Raw genomic sequence first — 18,035 nt, 5'->3', positions numbered from 1 at the left:
TCTCTGCGTGCGCGGCGAACCTTTCCGGATGCGCGCGCAGCGCTCCACGCCGATCGGACAAATTGCGCCGCTTCCGGGCCGCGCATTGCCGCAAGGTCGTTGCGAATGGTTAAATAGCGTTTATGAGATAGGCTCGTTTGCAACGATCCGGCCGCGCCGGGCAGACGATCCTGAACCGACGCACGATCAGGGAGAGCGGCTCACGTGCATCGTGAGCACGGCGGGCAGCGCGCCACGGCGCGTCACATGCCATGCGCGCGGTCACTCGCCACTGCGCCGCTCGCGGCGCCGACCTGCCGCAACCCGGATCCGCCGACGCGCGCCGAAGACCGCCGCCCGACCACCACATTCGCAAGCACTCAGGACACATCAGGACACATGGCGTCAACCGATCTGGATCCGCCGCCCGTTGCGGTCGGCGATGCCCCGGCGCAGAAAAAGCGCAACGCGGGAGAAGTGCCGGGCTTGAAGTCTTACGGACTGCTCTACGGCTCGTCGCCCGTGATGCAGGAGTTGTACGCGCAAATCGAACGCGTCGCCGCGACCGACGCGACCGCGCTCATCATCGGCGAGTCGGGCACCGGCAAGGAGCTCATCGCCCGGACCATCCACGACCAAAGCGCGCGCCGGGATGCGCCGTTCATCGCGGTGAACTGCGGCGCGATTCCCGACAATCTCATCGAAGCCGAGCTCTTCGGCCACGAGAAAGGCAGCTTCACGGGCGCGGTGCAGGGGCGCGTCGGCTACTTCGAGCACGCCAACGGCGGCACGCTCTTCCTCGACGAAGTGACCGAAATGTCGCCCGTGCGGCAGGTCAAGCTCCTGCGGGCGCTCGAGACGGGCACGTTCTTTCGCGTCGGCGGCAACGACCTCATCAGCTCGGACGTGCGCGTGATCGCGGCGACCAACCGGGATCCGGTGGCGGCGGTCAAGGAAAACGGCTTGCGCGAGGATCTGATGTATCGCCTGGCTGTGTTCCCGCTGCGCGCGCCGCCTCTGCGCGAGCGCGATTCGGACCGCGAGCTGCTCGCGCAGCATTTCCTCGCGGAAATGAACGCGCAGGAAGGCACGAGCAAGGCGTTCAGCAAGCGCGCGCTCGACGTGCTGCGCACCTATTCGTGGCCCGGCAACGTGCGCGAGCTGAAGAACACGGTCTATCGCGCGTTCATTCTCGCGGAGAAGACGGTGGAGATCGCGCATCCGCATCTCGCGTCACGCGTGAAGAAGCCGGTCACGCAGGGCGACGCGATGAACGTCTGGGTCGGCACGCCGCTCGCCGATGCGCAGAAGCAGATCATCCTCGGCACGCTCAAGCACTGCGGCGGCGACAAGCGGCGCGCGGCGAAGGCGCTCGGCGTAAGCCTGAAGACCCTGTACAACCGCCTCGGCGCCTACGAAAACGAGGACACGGACGCACGCGATACGTCGCAGAACAACGAAGGCTGACGCGCCTGCCTGCCCGCCCGTCTGCACGATAGCGAAGCGAACGCCCATGGCCGCGTTCGCTTTTTTCTTGGCCGCGATCGATGCGCCAGGCGCAACGCGTTCCCTTCGCTTGCAATTTCTTGCAATTTTCACAGCCCCGTAATTAGAGGCTTGCTTCAAAATGCGCGAAGCCGCGAAACGGTTGAATGCCACCTGGTTTTGCGCGCCTCTTCGCGTTGCCGGGCGGCGTTCTGGCGGCGAAACTTCAAGCAGATTCGAGCACCTGAAAAGATTCGAGAACCCGATGGCAAGCGTCGGGAACCGGTAGACGAAGGAAACGAGCAACATGCAGATCTGGGTCCAAGGGCGTGGCCCGCGCGCCGCGGCGCTCGCCGCGATCATCGCGGGCGTCGTCGCTTGCGCAAGCCTCACGGGATGCAACTCCCTCTATGGCGAAGGCGCGACGGCCGGCGCCGGTATCGCGGGCGCGGCGGTAGCCAACAGCGTCACCAGCAATGCGGCAGTCGCGACGGGCATCGGCCTCGGCGCGGTCGCGGCGGCCAAGGCGGGCGTGCAGTACACGCAGCGCGTCATCCATACCGATACGCAGGACCAGATCGCCTCCGTCGCCGGTCCGCTCGCGGTCGGCGCGGTCGCCCCGTGGAAAGTCGTGCACTCGGTGCCGATCGAGGACGACGAAAAAGGCCGCGTGACCGTGAGCCGCACGATCAGCAGCGGCGTACTCGACTGCAAGGAGATCGTGTTTTCCGTCGACCGCGACGCGACCCAGGACCGAGCCGCCGACAGCGCCTTCTACGTGGCCTCCGTCTGCCGCGACGGCAACAAGTGGAAATGGGCGTCGGCCGAACCGGCGACGCCGCGTTGGGGCTCGTTGCAATGACGGCGCCTTTTGGCGTACCCCTGGCGCTGCGTCTCGGCTTCATCGCGGCGGGCGCCGCGGCATGCGTGACGATGAGCGGCTGCGCGTCGATCGGCGCCGCGACCGGTGCGGTGGCGGGCGTGGCGACGGGTGCGGTCACGACAAATCCGGCGATCGGCTTCGGCGTGGGCATCGCGGTGCAGGCCGCCACCGACGAGGCCGTGAAGCGCACGATGAAATCGCTGCATCAGGATCAGCAGATCATGATCGCGGTGACGGCAGGCACGATGACGGTCGGCGAGACGCGGCCCTGGAAGGTGAAGCACACGCTGCCGGTCGAGAACGGCCATGGCGAGGTGCGCGTGCTGCGCGAGTTCAGCAACGCGCTCGCGAATTGCAAGGAGTTCGCATTCTCCGTCGTCGACGGCGACGATCCGAAGGCGCATGCGGACTGGTTCGTCGCGACGGCCTGCCAGCAGTCGAGCGGGTGGAAGTGGGCGTCGGCGGAGCCCGCGGTCGAGCGGTGGGGAAGCTTGCAGTAGGCTCCCGTGGCTCGAACGTGGAAAGCGCCGTGTCCCTCGCGGACAGGGCGCTTTTTTATCGCTTCAACCGTTCGCGATCGCTTCCAGCGCGACGCGCGCGAGAAATCCGCTGCGAGTCTCGTGGCGTGCTTCGACATAACTGTCGATCTTGTGCAGGACGAAACGCGGAAGGCTGATGTTGATGCGCTCCGGCCGCGAGTCGAGCTTCGACAGGTCGACTTCGACGAATGCCCAGATGGCACCCTCGTAGTCGGGGTTGCCAATGAGATCCTCGATCGATGACGAATTGATGGTCACTTCCTCTCCGTCTTCAAGGATCGATGAGACGTGGAAGAGGATCGCTTCCCTGGCGTTCCGGATCGCCTGATCGACCGTATCCCCCGCAGAAAATACTCCGGGTACGTCCGGCACGATCACACCGTAGACGCTCTCAGGATCTTTATGAATGGCAATGGCAAATTCCATGTCCGATGCTCCGTTACGACGAGTACAGTCGGTTGAGCATCCGGCGCTCTTTTCAGGATCGCCCGGACCGTGCCGATAGGCACGTCCTTCTTGGGATGAGTGACCGTTACACGACTGTTCTTGCTGCGATGTCTGAAATGATGATGACTGCCCTTGATGCGTACGAGCACCCAGCCGTCATCCAAAAGCATTCGTATCAAGCGCGATGAGTCCATCTCGTCTCCGAATGCTCCGTGTGGAGTTTTACACACGGAGCAATGATCTTCAAGACGAGAAAGTTACGGCACGTCGCGTTCCGACGACAGTCGGCCAAACGGCCAGTCCCAAATGAAAAAGCGCGGTTCCCGTCTCCGGAAAACCGCGCTGCGCGCTCGACTCGGACGAAACCGTCAAGCCTCCACATCCTCCAGACTCAGCATCTCCGTCTGATCGTTATACGAGAAGATTTCGCCGTAGCGCCCCCAGTCGATGACCGCGTCGAGCGTCTCCTGCGCGGCCTTGTCGGAGAGGAAATCCTCCAGCTCCTGCTCGAAGCGCACCCGCGGCGCACGATGCCCCGGCCGCTCGTTGAGCACCTTCTTGATCCGCGCGGCCAGCGGCACGTGCCGCAGCAGGTGCTCCGCGAACATCATCTTGCGCTCCTGCGTGCCGAACTCGGCGAACACGCGGGCCTGCGGCGTGAGGAAGATGTCGCCCTCGCGCACATCGGCGAAACCGAGGTGCTGCAGCACTTCCGCGATCGGGAACAGCTCGTCCACCTCGAGATGCAGCGTGCGCGCGATTTCCGGCATGTCCGCGCGGCCGTGATATGGCTCGGCGGCGAGCGTTTCGATGAGACCCGCCATCAGGTTGGTCGACACCGACGGCAGCCAGCTCCCGAGCTCGAGCCCCTTCTTCTTCGCTTCATCCATCTGGCGCGCGGTCATCTTCGCGTAGATGTCGTCGACGAGGCGCCGGAACGCCGGATCCAGACGGTTGCGCGGATGCTTGAACGGCACCTTGATCTCGGCCATCACGCGGCCCGGATTCGACGACAGCACGAGAATGCGGTCGCACATGAAGACCGCCTCTTCGATGTTGTGCGTGACGATGAGCACCGACTTGATCGGCATGCGCCCTTGCGTCCACAGATCGAGCAGATCGGTACGAAGGTTTTCGGCGGTCAGCACGTCGAGCGCGGAGAACGGCTCGTCCATCAGCAAGAGCGTCGGATCGACGACCAGCGCCCGCGCGAAGCCCACACGCTGGCGCATGCCGCCCGACAGCTCGCGCGGATAGGCGTTCTCGAAGCCGTCGAGACCGATCAGGTCGATCGCGGCAAGCGCACGTTCGCGCCGCTCGCGCGCGCCCACGCCCTGCGCTTCCAGACCGGCTTCCACGTTCTGCAGCACGGTCAGCCACGGAAACAGCGCGAAGGTCTGGAACACCATCGCGACGCCCTTCGCGGGGCCGCGCAACGGCTCGTTCAGGTAGGTGACCTCGCCCGCCGTCGGCTCGATCAGCCCGGCGATGATGCGCAAGAGCGTCGATTTACCCGAGCCGGACCGCCCGAGCAAACCGACGATCTCCCCTTCGCGCAGCGACAGGTTCGCATCGTCGAGCACGAGCAGCTCGCCCTGCGTCTTGTTGAAGCCGCGGCTCACGTTCTGCACGCGCAGGATTTCCGCGCCGAGCCGCGGAGGCGTGCCCTGCGGGCGCTGGAAGCCTTGTGCAGCGGACGTCTGCGTAGTTTTCAGGTTCTGCATCGGAACTCGTCCTCAATCCAGCCGAAGTCTTGCTTCGGCGTAGGCGTATAGCGGGCGCCACAACAGTCGGTTGAACAGCGTGACGAACAGGGACATCACGGCGATGCCGAGAATGATTTTCGGATAATCGCCCGCGGCGGTCGTCTGGGCGATGTAGGCGCCGAGGCCGTGCGCGACGACCTCCGTCTTCCCCCACGACACCGCCTCCGCGACGATGCTCGCGTTCCACGCGCCGCCCGAGGCGGTGATCGCGCCGGTGATGTAGTACGGGAAGATGCCCGGCAGCATGCAGCTCTTCCACCACTGCCAGCCGCGGATCTGGAAATTGGTTGCGGCCTCGCGATAGTCGTTCGGATAGGAGGACGCCCCCGCGATCACGTTGAAGAGGATATACCACTGCGTGCCGAGCACGATGAGCGGCGACAGCCAGATGTCCGGGTTCAGGTTCCAGCGCACGATGACGACGACGAACACCGGAAACAACAGGTTCGCCGGGAACGCGGCGAGGAACTGCGCGAGCGGCTGGATCTTTTCGGCGAGCGCCGGGCGCAGGCCGATCATCACGCCGATGGGCACCCAGACCACCGATGCGATCGCGATCAGCACGACCACGCGCAACAGCGTGAGGAAGCCGAGCAGGAACACGTGACCGACCTCGCCCCAGGTGACGCCCGTCGCGACGAACGACACGACCTTCCATACGACGAACACCGTGATCAGCAGCACGACCGTGCCCCACGCGATATCGCCCGCGCGCGTGGACGGCACCTTCGCCCGCAGCGGCAGCCCGACGTTCTCCAGCGCGCCCTGCAGCGAAGGCAGCCTGATCGGCACGCGCGCCGCCTTCGCGAGAAGCCATCCCGCCGGCACGAGCAGCCTGTGAATCAGGCGCGTGCGGCGGATCAGGTCGAGCAGCCATGACGACGGCTCGTTGCCCGAGCTCGTGAACTCCATGCGGAACTTGTCTGCCCACGCGACGAGCGGCCGGAACATCAGCTGATCGTAGGCGAGGATGACGACGATCATCGCGAGAATCACCCAGCCGATCGCGGAGAGGTTGCGCTCGCCGATGGCGGTCGCCAGATATGCGCCGATGCCAGGCAGCACGATCGTGCGGTTGCCGACCGTGATTGCCTCGGACGCCACGACGAAGAACCAGCCCCCCGACATCGACATCATCATGTTCCAGATGAGGCCGGGCATCGAGAATGGCACTTCGAGCTTCCAGAAACGCTGCCAGTTGGTGAGGTGAAAGCCGCGCGAGACTTCGTCCAGATCGCGCGGCACCGTGCGCAGCGACTGGTAGAAGCTGAAGGTCATGTTCCACGCCTGGCTCGTGAAGATCGCGAAGATCGCGGCGCACTCCGCGCCGATCACGCGCCCGGGGAACAGCGCGAGAAAGAAGGTGACCGTAAAGGAGATGTAGCCGAGCACCGGCACCGACTGGAGGATGTCGAGGATCGGCACGAGCACGATCGACGCGCGCCGGCTCTTCGCCGCGAGCGTGCCGTAGATCAGCGTGAAGGCGAGCGACGCGACCATCGCGGCCAGCATGCGCAGCGTCGTGCGCAACGCGTATTCGGGGAGATTCGCGGGGTCGAGCGAGATCGCCTGCGACTGCAATGTCGAGATCGGCGCCAGCGTCTCGTGAAAACCGACGGCGGCGAGCGCGATCATGCAGATGATCATCGGGAACGCGACGAAGTCCCAGCGATTGGGCAGGATCCGCCAGGCCGACGCATTCGCCGTGCGATTCAGATTGAAACCAAATTCCATGCAAGGCCCTCCCCGTAAGGCTCTGTTCCGACCGCGCGAGCGCGGGATATTGCTTGAGACGGCAAGCGCGCCGTCCGGCGGGCAAGAAGCCTTTGCCCGGTGCGGCCACATGCTCAACGCACGCCGCCGTCAAAACGACGACACGTTCAGCCCGATAACGGCGCCAGGCAGTCGCCGCACTAGAGGATCCCCGCGCTGAACCGAGCGACACTACACCAACCAATGTGACAGGCACAACCTCCATGCGCCGACGCGCCCCATTCGTGCGATGTTTCTGTTGCTCTTCGGCACGGCAAAGGCAAAATGAAGGGGCGCCCCGCGTCGAGTGTGATCGGCACCCGCGCGCGTTCGATCCCTTTCAGTTTGGCTTCAGTACGACCGGGCCATGCGGCGAGGCGAACGGCGCGGTCGGCGTCGTGCGTCGCTTGTGTTGGAAGCACGTCGTCCGCCGCAACAAGGCGCTTGATAGGCGGCAAAAAACATCGTCCAATCTTGGCTTATCACGAACAATAAAATGAGCGCCGATGCGATGCGTGACGCCAGATCCGAGCCGGAAGACCGTCTGTGCCATGTCCGCCGCCCCGGTGCGCGGGTGAGCCGCGCGGCGGCAGGCATCACGCGCTGCAAGCCGCGCGCCTGCCTTGCATGGTTCGGTCAAACGGGTTCGCATGACTGGAGCGGCGCACGCCGCTCGCGTGCGGCGTGACTTTCAACCCTGCCCGAGACCGATGAACAAGCTCATCCTGCACCGTGTGATCGCGACGCTCGGCCTCGCGGTGCTGGCGTTCACGTGCTGGTTTGCCGCCGGCTTGCTGTCGGACCGCATGGTACAACAGGAGATGACGGCGACGGTGCGCACCGAGCGCCAGATGGCGGCGTCGATCGTCGACAACATGGCGCAGATCATCGCGAGCGATCTCGCGATGTCGCGCGCCATTCCCGCCACGCTCGCGCAGATGGACCTCACGCAGCGCGCCCTGGCGGAGTCGCGGAATTATGCCTCGAAGCCGGACGCGACGGAACTCGAAAGGCGCACCAAGTGGAGTTCGCGCCCCGCGCTCGAAAGGGTGAATCACTTCCTGCACGACGCCCAGGGCTTCTCCGGCCTCGACTCGATCTGGCTCGTCAACGACAAGGGCTACTGCATTGCGTCGAGCAACGCCAATGACGCGAACAGCTTCATCGGCTACGACATGAGCGGGCGCGCCTACGTCGCGCGGGCGCTGCTCGGCGGCTTCGTCGAGATGTACGGCGTGGGACGGCTCTCGGCCGAGCCGGGCATCTTCATCGCGGCGCCCGCCTATCAGGACGGCTTTCTCGTCGGCGCGGTGATCGCCAAGGTGAGCATCGACCGGCTGCGGCACTGGGTGTCGCGCGCCGGCACCTTCGTGACCGACGAGAACGGCGTCGTCGTGATGGCGCACGACGGCCGGCTCGAATACCAGGCGATGCCCGATGCGCCCGTCGCGCGCATGACGGAGCGCGAGCGCGTCGAGCATTACCGGCGCGAGTCGTTTCCGCAGCTGCGCATATCGCACATCGGCGAGCAGATGCGCGCCTCCGAGCACTGGCTCGCGCCCGCGCTCGCGCAGACCTTCTACGCCGCAAACGGCAGCAACGTGCCCTCGCTGTATGACGAGCGCACCGGTCTGAACTCGGGACTCTCGGCGCATATCGTCCACCCGCTCACGAGCTGGCCGGAGATCAGCCGCAACCATAGCCGCGACCGCTTCCTCGTGTTCCTGACGATGCTGGGCGTCGTGACGCTCGCCATCGTGATCGCGACGTCGTACTCGCGCGAGCGGCGTCTGCACCGCGCGACGCGCGATCTCGCCGAACAGCTGCAATCGGCCAACACGCTGCTCTCGGCCGAGGCGCGCCACGATGCGCTGACGGGCGCCCTGTCGCGGCGCTACTTCCTCGACACGCTGCGCCACGAAGTGGAGCTCGCGCGTTCGGTCGGCACGCCGCTTTCCGTCGCCATCGCCGATCTCGATCACTTCAAGCAGATCAACGACCGCTTCGGCCATGCGTCCGGCGACCGGGCGCTCGAGCATTTCGTCGAGGTGTGCCGCGCGCAGCTGCGTCCGAGCGATGCGATCGGCCGGCTCGGCGGCGAGGAGTTCGGCATCCTCCTGCCGCAGACCGCGCTCGCCGATGCGCAAGCCGTACTGGAGCGCCTGCGCAAGCGCTTTCACCACGAGCACTGCGCGCATCTGCCCGAGGACGCGGCGCTGTCGGTCAGCATCGGCATCACCGAGCTCGCGCCCGACGACGCGCTCGAGTGGATCCTCTCCCGCGCCGACCTGGCGCTCTACGAGGCGAAATCGCGCGGGCGCGACCGCAGCGAAGTGCGCCCCGCCGATCCGGCGCCGCCCACGCGGTATCCGGAAAACTCGCTCGCGGGCAGATAAGGCCGCGGCAGTCATCGCCCTTCATCATTGCGCCACGTCACGGCACGGTCATGCGCATGTCGCGACGCGAGGGCATCCCGCAGGTATCATCGATGTTCGATATCGAATGCCGCTGGCCTCAATCGGAGGATTGCATGAAGGGAAATCTGGTCATCGTGTGCCGCGATCAGGACGCTGAAACGTTCGACCACCTGCTCGCCGAGTATGGCTCGTTCCAGACGCGGCTCTCGTCGACGACGTGGTTCCTGAAGATCGACCTCGCCCCCGAGGTGATCCAGGACGAGATCCTCTCGCGTCTCGGGAAGTACACGACGCATTACATCTTCGAGGCATCGACAGTGACGTACAACACGGTGGACAGCGAAGCGGCGTCGGCGCTCGAAACACTGTTCGACTGAGCGCCGCCGCGCTTCCAGCAAAAAAGCGCGCCGCTACAGGGCGCGCTCTTCCTGCTGCGGGCCGGCGCGCCGTTCGGCGGTCGGCCGCGTGGCGATGTCGAAGGGAAAGGTCATCTCGACCTGCAGGCCGCCGTCGGGGCGATTGCGGACCTCGCACTCGCCGCCCGCGCGCCGCGCGAGGCGCTCGACGATCGCGAGCCCCAGCCCGCTATGGCCGCTGCCGCCGCGCGCCGGGTCGAGCCGCACGAACGGCCGGCTCGCCTTGATGAGATCGTCCGGCGCGATGCCCTTGCCGTGGTCCGACACCCGCAACACCCAGCCGCTGGCGCCGCGCCGCGTCTCGATGACGACCGGCGGCGCGCCGTATGCATGCGCGTTGTCGAGCAGGTTCGACAGAATGCGGTCCAGCGTCGCCGCAGGCAACGCGAAGGTCGGGCCGGCCTCGAGACTCAGGCGCACCGGCTCGGCCGCGGGCGACACCGCCCGGTACGCCCGCGCGACGCGCTCGCACTGCTGATCCACCGCGACGGGCTCGCTGCCGTCCGGACGATCGTGCGCGAACACCAGGAATTGATCGACGATATGCGCCATCGAACCGACGTCGCGCACGACGCCGTCGCGCATCTTGTCGTCGTCCATCATCTCGGCGCGCAGGCGCAGGCGCGCGAGCGGCGTCTTCAGGTCGTGCGCGACGCCCGCGAGCATCACGGCGCGGTCGTTCTCCGTCTGCGCGACTTCGCGCACCATCTGATTGAAGCCGTGGGTCAGCTGCCGCAGCTCGCGCGGGCCGCGCTCGGGCACGACCGGCGTGGGCTGTCCGCGTCCGAAGCGCTGCACCGCCTGCGCCAGCGCGCGCAGCGGAGATTGCAGCTGCCACGCGCCGAACAGCGCGGCGAGCACGGCGGTGGAGAAGATCAGCGCGAGCCATACGAGCATGCGGTCGCGCGAGCGCGGCGGCCGCAGCGGCTGCACCGGCACGACGATCCAGCCGGTGTCCTTCGCGCCGTGCACCCACACGCTCGGCGGCCCGCCGGGCTCGTTCAGGCGCACGTCGGTGCCGTCGGGCAGGCGGTCCTTCAGGTCCTCGACGAAGCGCTGCAGCGGCGGCGGCGTGTTCTCGTCGGGCGGCCTGGGCACTTCGGTGCTGTCCAGGGCGACGACGCGCACGCGCGGCGGCAGGGGTTGATCCGGCGTATTGGTGATGTGCTGGCGCACCGCCTCGACGAGAAAGATGGCTTCCTCGACGGCGAAGCGCGTCTGCACGCTGTCGCGCTCGAAGCGGATGATGGCGAACCACGCGACATGCGACAGCACCAGCATGCCGATGACGATGACGACCAGCCGCCCGAACAGCGTATCAATTGCCCGGCGCATTTTGCTCGCCGTCCGGCACGAACACATACCCGCGCCCCCGCACCGTCTGAATGAAGCGCGGCGCCGACGGATCGGTCTCCAGGATGCGCCGCAGGCGCCACACCTGCACGTCGATGCCGCGGTCGGTGCCGTCGTATTCCGGGCCGTGCAGCAGTTCGAGCAGGCGCTCGCGCGTGAGTGTGCGCATCGGGTTGTTCACGAAGATCTTGAGCAGCGCGAACTCGCTGCCGGAGAGCGTGAGGGGTTTGTCGTCGTGCTGCAGCGTGCGCGACTGGAAATCCAGCCGGAAGCGGCCGAACGCATACGGCTCGCGCTGCTCGGGCGCGGCGGACGGAATCGTGCGGCGGCGGCGCAGCACGGCCTGCACGCGCGCGAGCAGCTCGCGCGGGTTGAACGGCTTGCCGAGGTAATCGTCCGCACCCAGCTCCAGCCCGACGATGCGGTCCACGTCGTCGGCGCGTGCGGTCAGCATGATGACGGGGATGTCGTCGCCGGATGCGCGCAGTTGCTTGAGCGCGGTCAGGCCGTCGACGCCCGGCATCATCAGATCGAGCACGATCAGGTCGGGACGCTCGCGTTCGATGCGGCGTTCGAGTCCACCGGCGTCATGCAGCACCGATACCTCGATGCCCTGCCGGACCAGATAGTCGCGCAGAAGGTCGCGCAGTTCGGCGTCGTCGTCGACGACAAGTATTTGCGTAGTCATGGGATGGAGTTTAGCGCGTGAGTCAGGCGGGATTGGCGGCATCCGCTCCGCAAAGGGTTACCGGGTGTTACGACGAAAGCGGCACGTAAACCGGCGTAACAAGCATCGCGCATGCCGTAACACGGGCGGCTTCCGGAGCCTCTACGCTGTGTCTCACCGACAAGCGCAAGACCACCACGAGCCTCGCGTTTCGGCTTCGACAATCAATAAGGGAGTACCAAGATGTCCAAGCAATACCGCATTCTCACCGCCGCCGCTGCCGCGATCGCGCTTACCTTCGGCGCCGCGCACGCCGCCACGAACGACGCGCCGCCTCCGCCGCCCGCGGGCAGCCCGGCCATGATGGGCGGCCACGGCGGTCCGGGCGGGCATCGTATGGAAATGCGCATGCAGAAGCAACTGGACCAGCTGCACGGCCAGCTGAAGCTCAACGCGGATCAGGAGAAGCTCTGGCAGACGGCGCTCACCACGATGAAGCAGAACCATCAGGCGATGCGCGAGAGCCACGAGCAGATGCGCGAGCAGTTCAAGTCGATGGAGAGCCAGCCGATCCTCGATCTGAACGCGATGCACGCCGCGCACCAGAAGCTCGAGGAGCAGAACGCGCAACTGCGCGAGCAGACCGCGACCGCGTGGCTCAACTTCTACAACGCGCTGAACGACCAGCAGAAGACGACGGTCAGCACCGCGCTCAAGAAGCACTTCGCGACGATGCGCGAGCACGAGCACCGGATGCATGAACGCTGGGGCAAGCACCATGGCGCTGCGGACGGCGCGAATGCTGCGCCGGGCGCGGCGGCGGGCGCGTCGGCCACCGCGAAGCCGTAAGCGGCGGGGTTTGGGCAAAAGAAAAAGCCGCGGAGCCATCAGCTCCGCGGCTTTTTCATGCTTGAGCCTTACGGCTTACGCGAGGTCGAACAACAGCACTTCCGCGTTGTCGCCCTTCTCGAGCGTGACCTTCGACACGTCCTCGATCTTCGCGGCGTCGCCGGCGCCGAGCGCCTCGCCGTTTACGCTCACCGCGCCGCGCGCCACGTGCACGTAGACGCGACGGCCCGCCGGCACGTCGAAGTCCGCGCGCTCGCCGCCGTCGAAGAGACCCGCGAAGATACGCGCGTTCGCGCCGATCTTCACCGATCCTTCGTCGCCCCCGGGCGAAGCGATCAGGCGCAGGCGGCCGCGCTTATCCTCGGGCGTGAAGCGCTTTTCCTCGTAGCCCGGCGCGCCGCCCGGCGCATCCGGAATGATCCAGATCTGCAGGAAATGCGCGGTTTCCGTCGGCGATCCGTTGAACTCGCTGTGACGCACGCCGGTGCCCGCGCTCATGCGCTGCACGTCGCCGGGACGGATCGTCGAGCCGTTGCCCATGCTGTCGCGGTGCGCGAGCGCGCCTTCGAGCACGTAGCTCACGATTTCCATGTCGCGGTGACCGTGCGCGCCGAAGCCCTGGCCGCCCGCCACGCGGTCTTCGTTGATGACGCGCAGCGCGCCGAAGTGCATGTGCTCCGGATCGTAGTAGTCCGCGAAGGAAAAGGTGTGGTACGAATCGAGCCAGCCGTGGTTGGCGTGACCCCGTTCTTTGCTGCGGCGAATTTCGAACATGATGTTTGCTCCCGCCCAAGGCGTTGATTTGCTATGGACACAATGTAAGGGCGCGGCCCCTCTGGAACAACGCGCGCCGCGGCACTACATCGTTCCGCCCATGCGTGTAATCGGACGCTTCCGGCTTGTCGCCCGCGCGCAGGCTGCGTTCGGGTAAAATACCGCGCTTTTCGGGGCGGCGATCGCCGGCCGTTGCGTTGCACGGCGCGTCGTGGCGCCGGGGGAAGCCGGCAAAACCGGGCTGCGGCGACACGGGAGTCGCGCGGCAGCAGGGTTAGCAGCAACGGCGGCCCGCAATTTTGGCCATCTAGAATACCGACCGCCGGCCATGAAGCCGGAGACGGCCGGGGCGGGACAGCCGATCGCGCGGGGCAAGGCGCAACCGGCTGAGGAGAGACATGAGACCATTCGCATCGCGCGCGGCGCCGTCATCCACGGGCGCGGCCGTCCGGGCATGGACTGGCGGAACATCTTGCGCGAACGACCGCCGCGCGCCGCGTTCGTCGCACATTCGGCACCTTATCAAGGAATCACCATGTTGCAAGGCTACGGTCCGCTGATCCTTGCGGGCACCTGGCAGACCGTCAAGCTGGCGGTGCTGTCGCTCGCGTTCGCCTTCGTGATCGGCCTCCTCGGCGCGGCGGCGAAGCTGTCGAAAAACCGCCTGGCGTCGGGTGTCGGCACCGTCTACACGACGCTCATCCGCGGCGTGCCCGACCTCGTGCTGATGCTGCTGCTCTTTTACAGCATACAAATCTGGCTCAACCAGCTGACCGATCTGCTCAATCTGGATCAGATCGACATCGACCCCTTCCTCGCCGGCATTCTCGTGCTGGGCTTCATCTACGGCGCGTACTTCACCGAGACGTTCCGCGGCGCGTTCCTCTCGGTACCGCGCGGCCAGCTCGAAGCGGGCGCGGCCTACGGCATGACGCCCTGGCAGACCTTCTCGCGAATCATGTTCCCGCAGATGATGCGCTTCGCGCTGCCGGGCATCGGCAACAACTGGCAGGTGATGGTCAAGGCGACGGCGCTCGTCTCGATCATCGGCCTCGCGGACGTGGTCAAGGCCTCGCAGGACGCGGGCAAGGGCACGCTGCGTTTCTTCTTCTTCACGCTTCTCGCGGGCGCGATCTATCTCGCGATCACCACGATCTCGAATCTCGTGCTGATCTGGCTGGAGCGGCGCTATTCCATCGGCGTGCGCAAGGCTGACCTATAACGAGCGGCGGAACTCATGATCGAAATCATCCAGGAATACTGGAAGAACTACCTCTTCACCGACGGCTACCGCATCACCGGTCTCGCGATCACGATGTGGCTGCTGGTCGTCTCCATCGGCCTGGGCTTTTGTCTGTCGGTGCCGCTCGCGGTGGCGCGCGTGTCGAAGAACAGGCTGCTTTCGCGCGCCGTCTGGCTCTATACCTATGTGTTCCGGGGCACACCGCTCTACGTGCAGCTGCTGCTTTGCTATACGGGTCTGTACAGTTTGCAAGTCGTGCGCGATCACATGCTGCTGAACGAATTCTTCCGCAACGGCATGAACTGCACACTGCTCGCGTTCACGCTGAACACTTGCGCGTACACCACCGAAATCTTCGCCGGCGCGATCAAGGCGACCCCCTACGGCGAGATCGAAGCCGCGCGCGCGTACGGCATGTCCGCCTTCACGCTGTATCGCCGGGTGATCCTGCCTTCGGCGCTGCGCCGCGCGCTGCCGTACTACAGCAATGAAGTCATTCTGATGCTGCACGCCACGACCGTCGCGTTCACGGCGACCGTGCCGGACATCCTCAAGATCGCGCGCGACGTGAACTCGGCGACATATCAGTCGTTCCAGGCGTTCGGCATCGCCGCCCTGCTCTATCTCTGCATTTCGTTCGCGCTCGTGTGGCTGTTCCGCCGCGCCGAGCATCGCTGGCTGGCGTACTTGCGGCCGCAAGGCAAATAAGTCCATCGCAGCCCAAGGACCGTTCATGAATTCCCAGAAGCACAAGCTTTTCGTCGACGACATTCACAAGCAGTACGGCAGCAACGAAGTTCTGAAAGGCGTCTCGCTCAAGGCGAAAGCCGGCGACGTGATCAGCATCATCGGCTCGTCCGGCTCGGGCAAGAGCACGATGCTGCGCTGTATCAACTTCCTGGAGCAGCCGAACCGGGGGCGCATCTTCGTCGACGGCGACGAAGTCCGCACGATGAAGGACAAGACCGGCGCACTGAAGGTGGCGGACCCGAAGCAGCTGCGGCAGATGCGCTCCAGGCTGTCGATGGTGTTCCAGCACTTCAACCTGTGGTCGCACATGAACGTGCTGGAGAACGTGATCGAGGCGCCCGTCAACGTGCTCGGGCTCTCGAAGAAGGAAGCCGAGGAGCGCGCGCGCACTTATCTCGAGAAGGTCGGCCTCGCGCCGCGCGTGGAGAAGCAGTATCCGTCGCATCTGTCGGGCGGTCAGCAGCAGCGCGTAGCCATTGCGCGCGCGCTCGCGATGCATCCCGATGTCATGCTCTTCGACGAACCGACCTCCGCGCTCGACCCGGAGCTCGTCGGCGAAGTGCTGAAGGTAATGCAGACGCTCGCCGAGGAAGGGCGCACGATGATCGTCGTCACGCACGAGATGGCGTTCGCGCGCAACGTGTCGAATCACGTGGTTTTTCTGCATCAGGGGCGCATCGAGGAGGAAGGTCACCCCGATACGGTGTTCGGCAATACGAAGAGCGAGCGACTGAAGCAATTCCTCTCGGGCAGCCTCAAGTAGCCGCAGGGGCGGCTGCCGAAGCAACCTTCCACTCCAGAAAAGGCGCCCGCGAGGCGCTTTTTTTGCGCCCGGGCGTCGTCGTACCGACCTGTTCCCCGCCCTTCTCCGACCTAGCGCCATGACACGCCCACGTCAATAGGCGACAAACCTGACCCTGAAACTTACATTGCGCTAAAGGGCTGATGCCATAAGGCTTTGCGGGGTGTTTCCCATCCTGTGGGTAGCGTGCTTACCACATGGGCATTGCATTTTTGACACAGATAAACGCGGATCTTCAATTTCCTTTGGCGGCTATAACGTAATTTGTTAAATTGGTAACCAAAGTACCAAAACGAAGTTCGCAAAAAGTAGTTTTACTTCAAAAGTCCAAAAGAAACTGAGGAACGACACTGATCGAACGATCGGCGTCAGGTTCGCGCCCACGACGCGTGAATCGGTACAAGCACTACAGCCCGCGCGTGTCCTTCCTCTGAAAACGACTTTCGGTTGGGTGCGCTCGCATCGAACCACACAGCAGCACTTGGGTTCTATTTCTTGACAGGGTTGGAGGAGATGATGAAGAAAGCTTTGCTCGCGTCGGCAGCACTGCTGACGTTCAGCGCGGTGGCGCACGCTCAAAGCAGCGTGACGCTGTATGGCCGCCTGGACGCGGGGCTCGAATACATGAACGGCGTGCCGACAGGCGTTGGCGCTAACGGCGCAGCCACAGGTTCCTCGCACCGCTTCAAGGCAGAAAGCGGCGACTGGGGCACGAGCTTGTGGGGTATGAAGGGCGTCGAAGACCTGGGCGGCGGCTATCGCGCCGTGTTCCAGTTGGAAGGCAGCTTCAACACCATGACGGGTCAAGGCCCGGGCGGCGGCGGTCTCTTCAATCGCTGGGCGACGGTCGGTATGGCGAACAACCAGTTCGGCACGCTGCTGTTGGGCCGCGAGCTCTTCATCTCCAACCAGGTATGGGACTTCGATCCGTTCGGTCAGTCGAACTGGTCGTCGGCATCGCTGGTGCGTGGCCGCAACTGGCCGCAATCGAGCAACAACATTTCGTACCAGTCGCCGAAGATCGCGGGCTTCGACTTCTACGGTCAGTACGCGCTCTCCAACGCGACGAACTGGAACGGTAACGGCACGACTCCGCAGGGCCGCGAAGGCGGCGCAGCCATCACCTACACGTCGTCGCTCTTCCAGATCCGCGGCATGTACGATGAAATCCGCAACCCCGCCAACGGTACGCTCGGCGGTGTCTACGATCCGATCAACGCAGCCAACTCAGGTACGGTCAACGGTGTCTATGGGTACTCGCGCGAATACTCGGCGATGTTCAACCTGTTCCTCGGCCAGTTCAAGGTCCAGGGCGCGTATCAGGCGATCCGCAGCTCCGGCATGACGGGCCAGTTGCCCGGCCAGCCGACCACGCTCGATCACGAGTGGGGCGGCGTGACGTGGCAAGCCACGCCGGCGGCGGCGCTGATCGCGGCGGTCTACCACGTGAACGGCAACAACGGCGCGGGTAACGCGACCATCTACACGGTCGGCGGTTCGTACAACCTCTCCAAGCGCACCCTGCTCGACCTGCAGGTCGCGACGGTGCAGAACAGCAAGACCGCGAACTACGGTCTGAACGCCAACAACTTCGGCTCTGCTGCTTCGACGGACAACCCGTTCCCCGGCCACAGCCAGACGGGCGTGTACGCAGGTATCCAGCACTCGTTCTGATCGGCGAGGCTGAACAGAAAATAGCTTCATAGAGTTTTCACGCTGCTGCGAGAGGCGCGTATCGGTGCGGTGCCCGAAAGGGTATCGCACCGTTTTTTATTGGATCTTCGGTCACCGCCACCAAATGTGGCCGATTGCCACATAAAAAGACGAAATGCGGCCTCTTGGAGAAACGGTTCTCCTCCACAATTCCGCAGGAATCCCAAGAAGAAACGACCGGCCGATCCGCAACGGATCTC

At 65.0% G+C, this 18,035-nt stretch carries 17 protein-coding genes and 1 pseudogene; 11 read left to right on the top strand and 7 right to left on the bottom strand.

Annotated elements, in window-relative coordinates; translation table 11 throughout:
* Positions 1–378: 378 nt before the first annotated feature.
* The 3 genes from AWB83_RS10805 (at position 379) to AWB83_RS10795 (ending at position 2,847) form a co-directional block, all read left to right on the top strand.
* Complete coding sequence (locus AWB83_RS10805) at positions 379–1,446, top strand: sigma-54 interaction domain-containing protein (RefSeq protein WP_087045072.1); 1,068 nt, start codon at positions 379–381, stop codon at positions 1,444–1,446.
* Between the two features lie 325 nt (positions 1,447–1,771).
* Positions 1,772–2,326: a hypothetical protein gene (locus AWB83_RS10800; RefSeq protein ID WP_087045070.1), complete on the top strand. Its 555-nt coding sequence runs from the start codon at positions 1,772–1,774 to the stop codon at positions 2,324–2,326.
* Positions 2,323–2,847 carry a hypothetical protein gene (locus tag AWB83_RS10795; protein WP_087045068.1) on the top strand — a complete coding sequence of 175 codons (525 nt, stop codon included), beginning with the start codon at positions 2,323–2,325 and terminating at the stop codon, positions 2,845–2,847. Before AWB83_RS10800 ends, AWB83_RS10795 begins: the two co-directional genes overlap by 4 nt.
* A 63-nt stretch (positions 2,848–2,910) precedes the next feature.
* On the opposite strand, the gene AWB83_RS10790 is transcribed toward AWB83_RS10795, so the two are convergent.
* From AWB83_RS10790 to AWB83_RS10775, 4 genes and pseudogenes are all read right to left on the bottom strand, one after another.
* Entirely contained in the window at positions 2,911–3,312 is a 402-nt protein-coding gene (locus tag AWB83_RS10790) for a type II toxin-antitoxin system HicB family antitoxin (RefSeq protein WP_087045066.1), read from the bottom strand.
* 44 nt (positions 3,313–3,356) lie between these two features.
* Positions 3,357–3,527, bottom strand: a pseudogene (locus AWB83_RS37155) (type II toxin-antitoxin system HicA family toxin); the annotation flags it as partial.
* A gap of 174 nt (positions 3,528–3,701) precedes the next feature.
* A complete protein-coding gene (locus tag AWB83_RS10780) occupies positions 3,702–5,057 on the bottom strand; it encodes an ABC transporter ATP-binding protein (RefSeq protein ID WP_167389098.1) in 1,356 nt (451 codons plus the stop codon).
* Between the two features lie 12 nt (positions 5,058–5,069).
* On the bottom strand, positions 5,070–6,833 hold the full coding sequence (locus AWB83_RS10775) for an ABC transporter permease (protein WP_087045062.1): 1,764 nt from the start codon (positions 6,831–6,833) through the stop codon (positions 5,070–5,072).
* Between the two features lie 514 nt (positions 6,834–7,347).
* Between AWB83_RS10775 and AWB83_RS10770 the strand changes: the two genes are divergently transcribed.
* The 3 genes from AWB83_RS10770 (at position 7,348) to AWB83_RS10760 (ending at position 9,645) form a co-directional block, all read left to right on the top strand.
* On the top strand, positions 7,348–7,539 hold the full coding sequence (locus tag AWB83_RS10770) for a hypothetical protein (protein ID WP_087045061.1): 192 nt from the start codon (positions 7,348–7,350) through the stop codon (positions 7,537–7,539).
* Positions 7,540–7,561: 22 nt separating this feature from the next.
* On the top strand, positions 7,562–9,247 hold the full coding sequence (locus AWB83_RS10765) for a sensor domain-containing diguanylate cyclase (RefSeq protein ID WP_087045059.1): 1,686 nt from the start codon (positions 7,562–7,564) through the stop codon (positions 9,245–9,247).
* Positions 9,248–9,381: 134 nt separating this feature from the next.
* The gene (locus AWB83_RS10760) at positions 9,382–9,645 is read left to right on the top strand and encodes a hypothetical protein (RefSeq protein WP_016344740.1); all 264 of its coding nucleotides are present in this window, start codon (positions 9,382–9,384) and stop codon (positions 9,643–9,645) included.
* Positions 9,646–9,678: 33 nt separating this feature from the next.
* Here the strand turns inward: AWB83_RS10760 and AWB83_RS10755 are convergent, their stop codons facing one another.
* On the bottom strand, positions 9,679–11,019 hold the full coding sequence (locus tag AWB83_RS10755) for an ATP-binding protein (protein ID WP_087045057.1): 1,341 nt from the start codon (positions 11,017–11,019) through the stop codon (positions 9,679–9,681).
* Positions 11,003–11,725 (bottom strand): response regulator, encoded by a 723-nt coding sequence (locus AWB83_RS10750; protein WP_087045055.1) that lies wholly within the window; start codon positions 11,723–11,725, stop codon positions 11,003–11,005. The genes AWB83_RS10755 and AWB83_RS10750 overlap by 17 nt, the downstream gene beginning before the upstream one ends.
* A 222-nt stretch (positions 11,726–11,947) precedes the next feature.
* Here AWB83_RS10750 and AWB83_RS10745 point away from each other — a divergent pair, with 222 nt between their 5' ends.
* A complete protein-coding gene (locus tag AWB83_RS10745) occupies positions 11,948–12,553 on the top strand; it encodes a Spy/CpxP family protein refolding chaperone (RefSeq protein ID WP_087045053.1) in 606 nt (201 codons plus the stop codon).
* 75 nt (positions 12,554–12,628) lie between these two features.
* On the opposite strand, the gene AWB83_RS10740 is transcribed toward AWB83_RS10745, so the two are convergent.
* The gene (locus AWB83_RS10740) at positions 12,629–13,327 is read right to left on the bottom strand and encodes a pirin family protein (RefSeq protein WP_087045051.1); all 699 of its coding nucleotides are present in this window, start codon (positions 13,325–13,327) and stop codon (positions 12,629–12,631) included.
* 535 nt (positions 13,328–13,862) lie between these two features.
* Between AWB83_RS10740 and AWB83_RS10735 the strand changes: the two genes are divergently transcribed.
* From AWB83_RS10735 to AWB83_RS10720, 4 genes are all read left to right on the top strand, one after another.
* Entirely contained in the window at positions 13,863–14,549 is a 687-nt protein-coding gene (locus AWB83_RS10735) for an ABC transporter permease (RefSeq protein WP_087045190.1), read from the top strand.
* Between the two features lie 15 nt (positions 14,550–14,564).
* Positions 14,565–15,278 (top strand): ABC transporter permease, encoded by a 714-nt coding sequence (locus AWB83_RS10730; protein ID WP_087045049.1) that lies wholly within the window; start codon positions 14,565–14,567, stop codon positions 15,276–15,278.
* Between the two features lie 25 nt (positions 15,279–15,303).
* Positions 15,304–16,083, top strand: a complete 780-nt coding sequence (locus AWB83_RS10725) for an ABC transporter ATP-binding protein (protein WP_087045047.1) — start codon at positions 15,304–15,306, stop codon at positions 16,081–16,083.
* Between the two features lie 555 nt (positions 16,084–16,638).
* The gene (locus AWB83_RS10720; protein ID WP_087045188.1) at positions 16,639–17,796 is read left to right on the top strand and encodes a porin; all 1,158 of its coding nucleotides are present in this window, start codon (positions 16,639–16,641) and stop codon (positions 17,794–17,796) included.
* The last annotated feature ends 239 nt before the right edge of the window (positions 17,797–18,035 follow it).

Origin of the sequence: Caballeronia ptereochthonis, from assembly GCF_001545075.1 — a bacterium.
In the GTDB taxonomy this organism is placed as follows: Bacteria; Pseudomonadota; Gammaproteobacteria; order Burkholderiales; family Burkholderiaceae; genus Caballeronia; species Caballeronia ptereochthonis.
This window is presented reverse-complemented; position numbering and strand designations above follow the sequence as displayed.

What these genes read in the sequence shown, in the direction of transcription:
- AWB83_RS10805 (WP_087045072.1), top strand. Translation starts at nt 379, where the DNA reads ATGGCGTCAACCGATCTGGATCCGCCGCCCGTTGCGGTCGGCGATGCC.
- AWB83_RS10800 (WP_087045070.1), top strand. Translation starts at nt 1,772, where the DNA reads ATGCAGATCTGGGTCCAAGGGCGTGGCCCGCGCGCCGCGGCGCTCGCC.
- AWB83_RS10795 (WP_087045068.1), top strand. Translation starts at nt 2,323, where the DNA reads ATGACGGCGCCTTTTGGCGTACCCCTGGCGCTGCGTCTCGGCTTCATC.
- AWB83_RS10790 (WP_087045066.1), bottom strand. Translation starts at nt 3,312, where the DNA reads ATGGAATTTGCCATTGCCATTCATAAAGATCCTGAGAGCGTCTACGGT.
- AWB83_RS10780 (WP_167389098.1), bottom strand. Translation starts at nt 5,057, where the DNA reads ATGCAGAACCTGAAAACTACGCAGACGTCCGCTGCACAAGGCTTCCAG.
- AWB83_RS10775 (WP_087045062.1), bottom strand. Translation starts at nt 6,833, where the DNA reads ATGGAATTTGGTTTCAATCTGAATCGCACGGCGAATGCGTCGGCCTGG.
- AWB83_RS10770 (WP_087045061.1), top strand. Translation starts at nt 7,348, where the DNA reads ATGAGCGCCGATGCGATGCGTGACGCCAGATCCGAGCCGGAAGACCGT.
- AWB83_RS10765 (WP_087045059.1), top strand. Translation starts at nt 7,562, where the DNA reads ATGAACAAGCTCATCCTGCACCGTGTGATCGCGACGCTCGGCCTCGCG.
- AWB83_RS10760 (WP_016344740.1), top strand. Translation starts at nt 9,382, where the DNA reads ATGAAGGGAAATCTGGTCATCGTGTGCCGCGATCAGGACGCTGAAACG.
- AWB83_RS10755 (WP_087045057.1), bottom strand. Translation starts at nt 11,019, where the DNA reads ATGCGCCGGGCAATTGATACGCTGTTCGGGCGGCTGGTCGTCATCGTC.
- AWB83_RS10750 (WP_087045055.1), bottom strand. Translation starts at nt 11,725, where the DNA reads ATGACTACGCAAATACTTGTCGTCGACGACGACGCCGAACTGCGCGAC.
- AWB83_RS10745 (WP_087045053.1), top strand. Translation starts at nt 11,948, where the DNA reads ATGTCCAAGCAATACCGCATTCTCACCGCCGCCGCTGCCGCGATCGCG.
- AWB83_RS10740 (WP_087045051.1), bottom strand. Translation starts at nt 13,327, where the DNA reads ATGTTCGAAATTCGCCGCAGCAAAGAACGGGGTCACGCCAACCACGGC.
- AWB83_RS10735 (WP_087045190.1), top strand. Translation starts at nt 13,863, where the DNA reads ATGTTGCAAGGCTACGGTCCGCTGATCCTTGCGGGCACCTGGCAGACC.
- AWB83_RS10730 (WP_087045049.1), top strand. Translation starts at nt 14,565, where the DNA reads ATGATCGAAATCATCCAGGAATACTGGAAGAACTACCTCTTCACCGAC.
- AWB83_RS10725 (WP_087045047.1), top strand. Translation starts at nt 15,304, where the DNA reads ATGAATTCCCAGAAGCACAAGCTTTTCGTCGACGACATTCACAAGCAG.
- AWB83_RS10720 (WP_087045188.1), top strand. Translation starts at nt 16,639, where the DNA reads ATGAAGAAAGCTTTGCTCGCGTCGGCAGCACTGCTGACGTTCAGCGCG.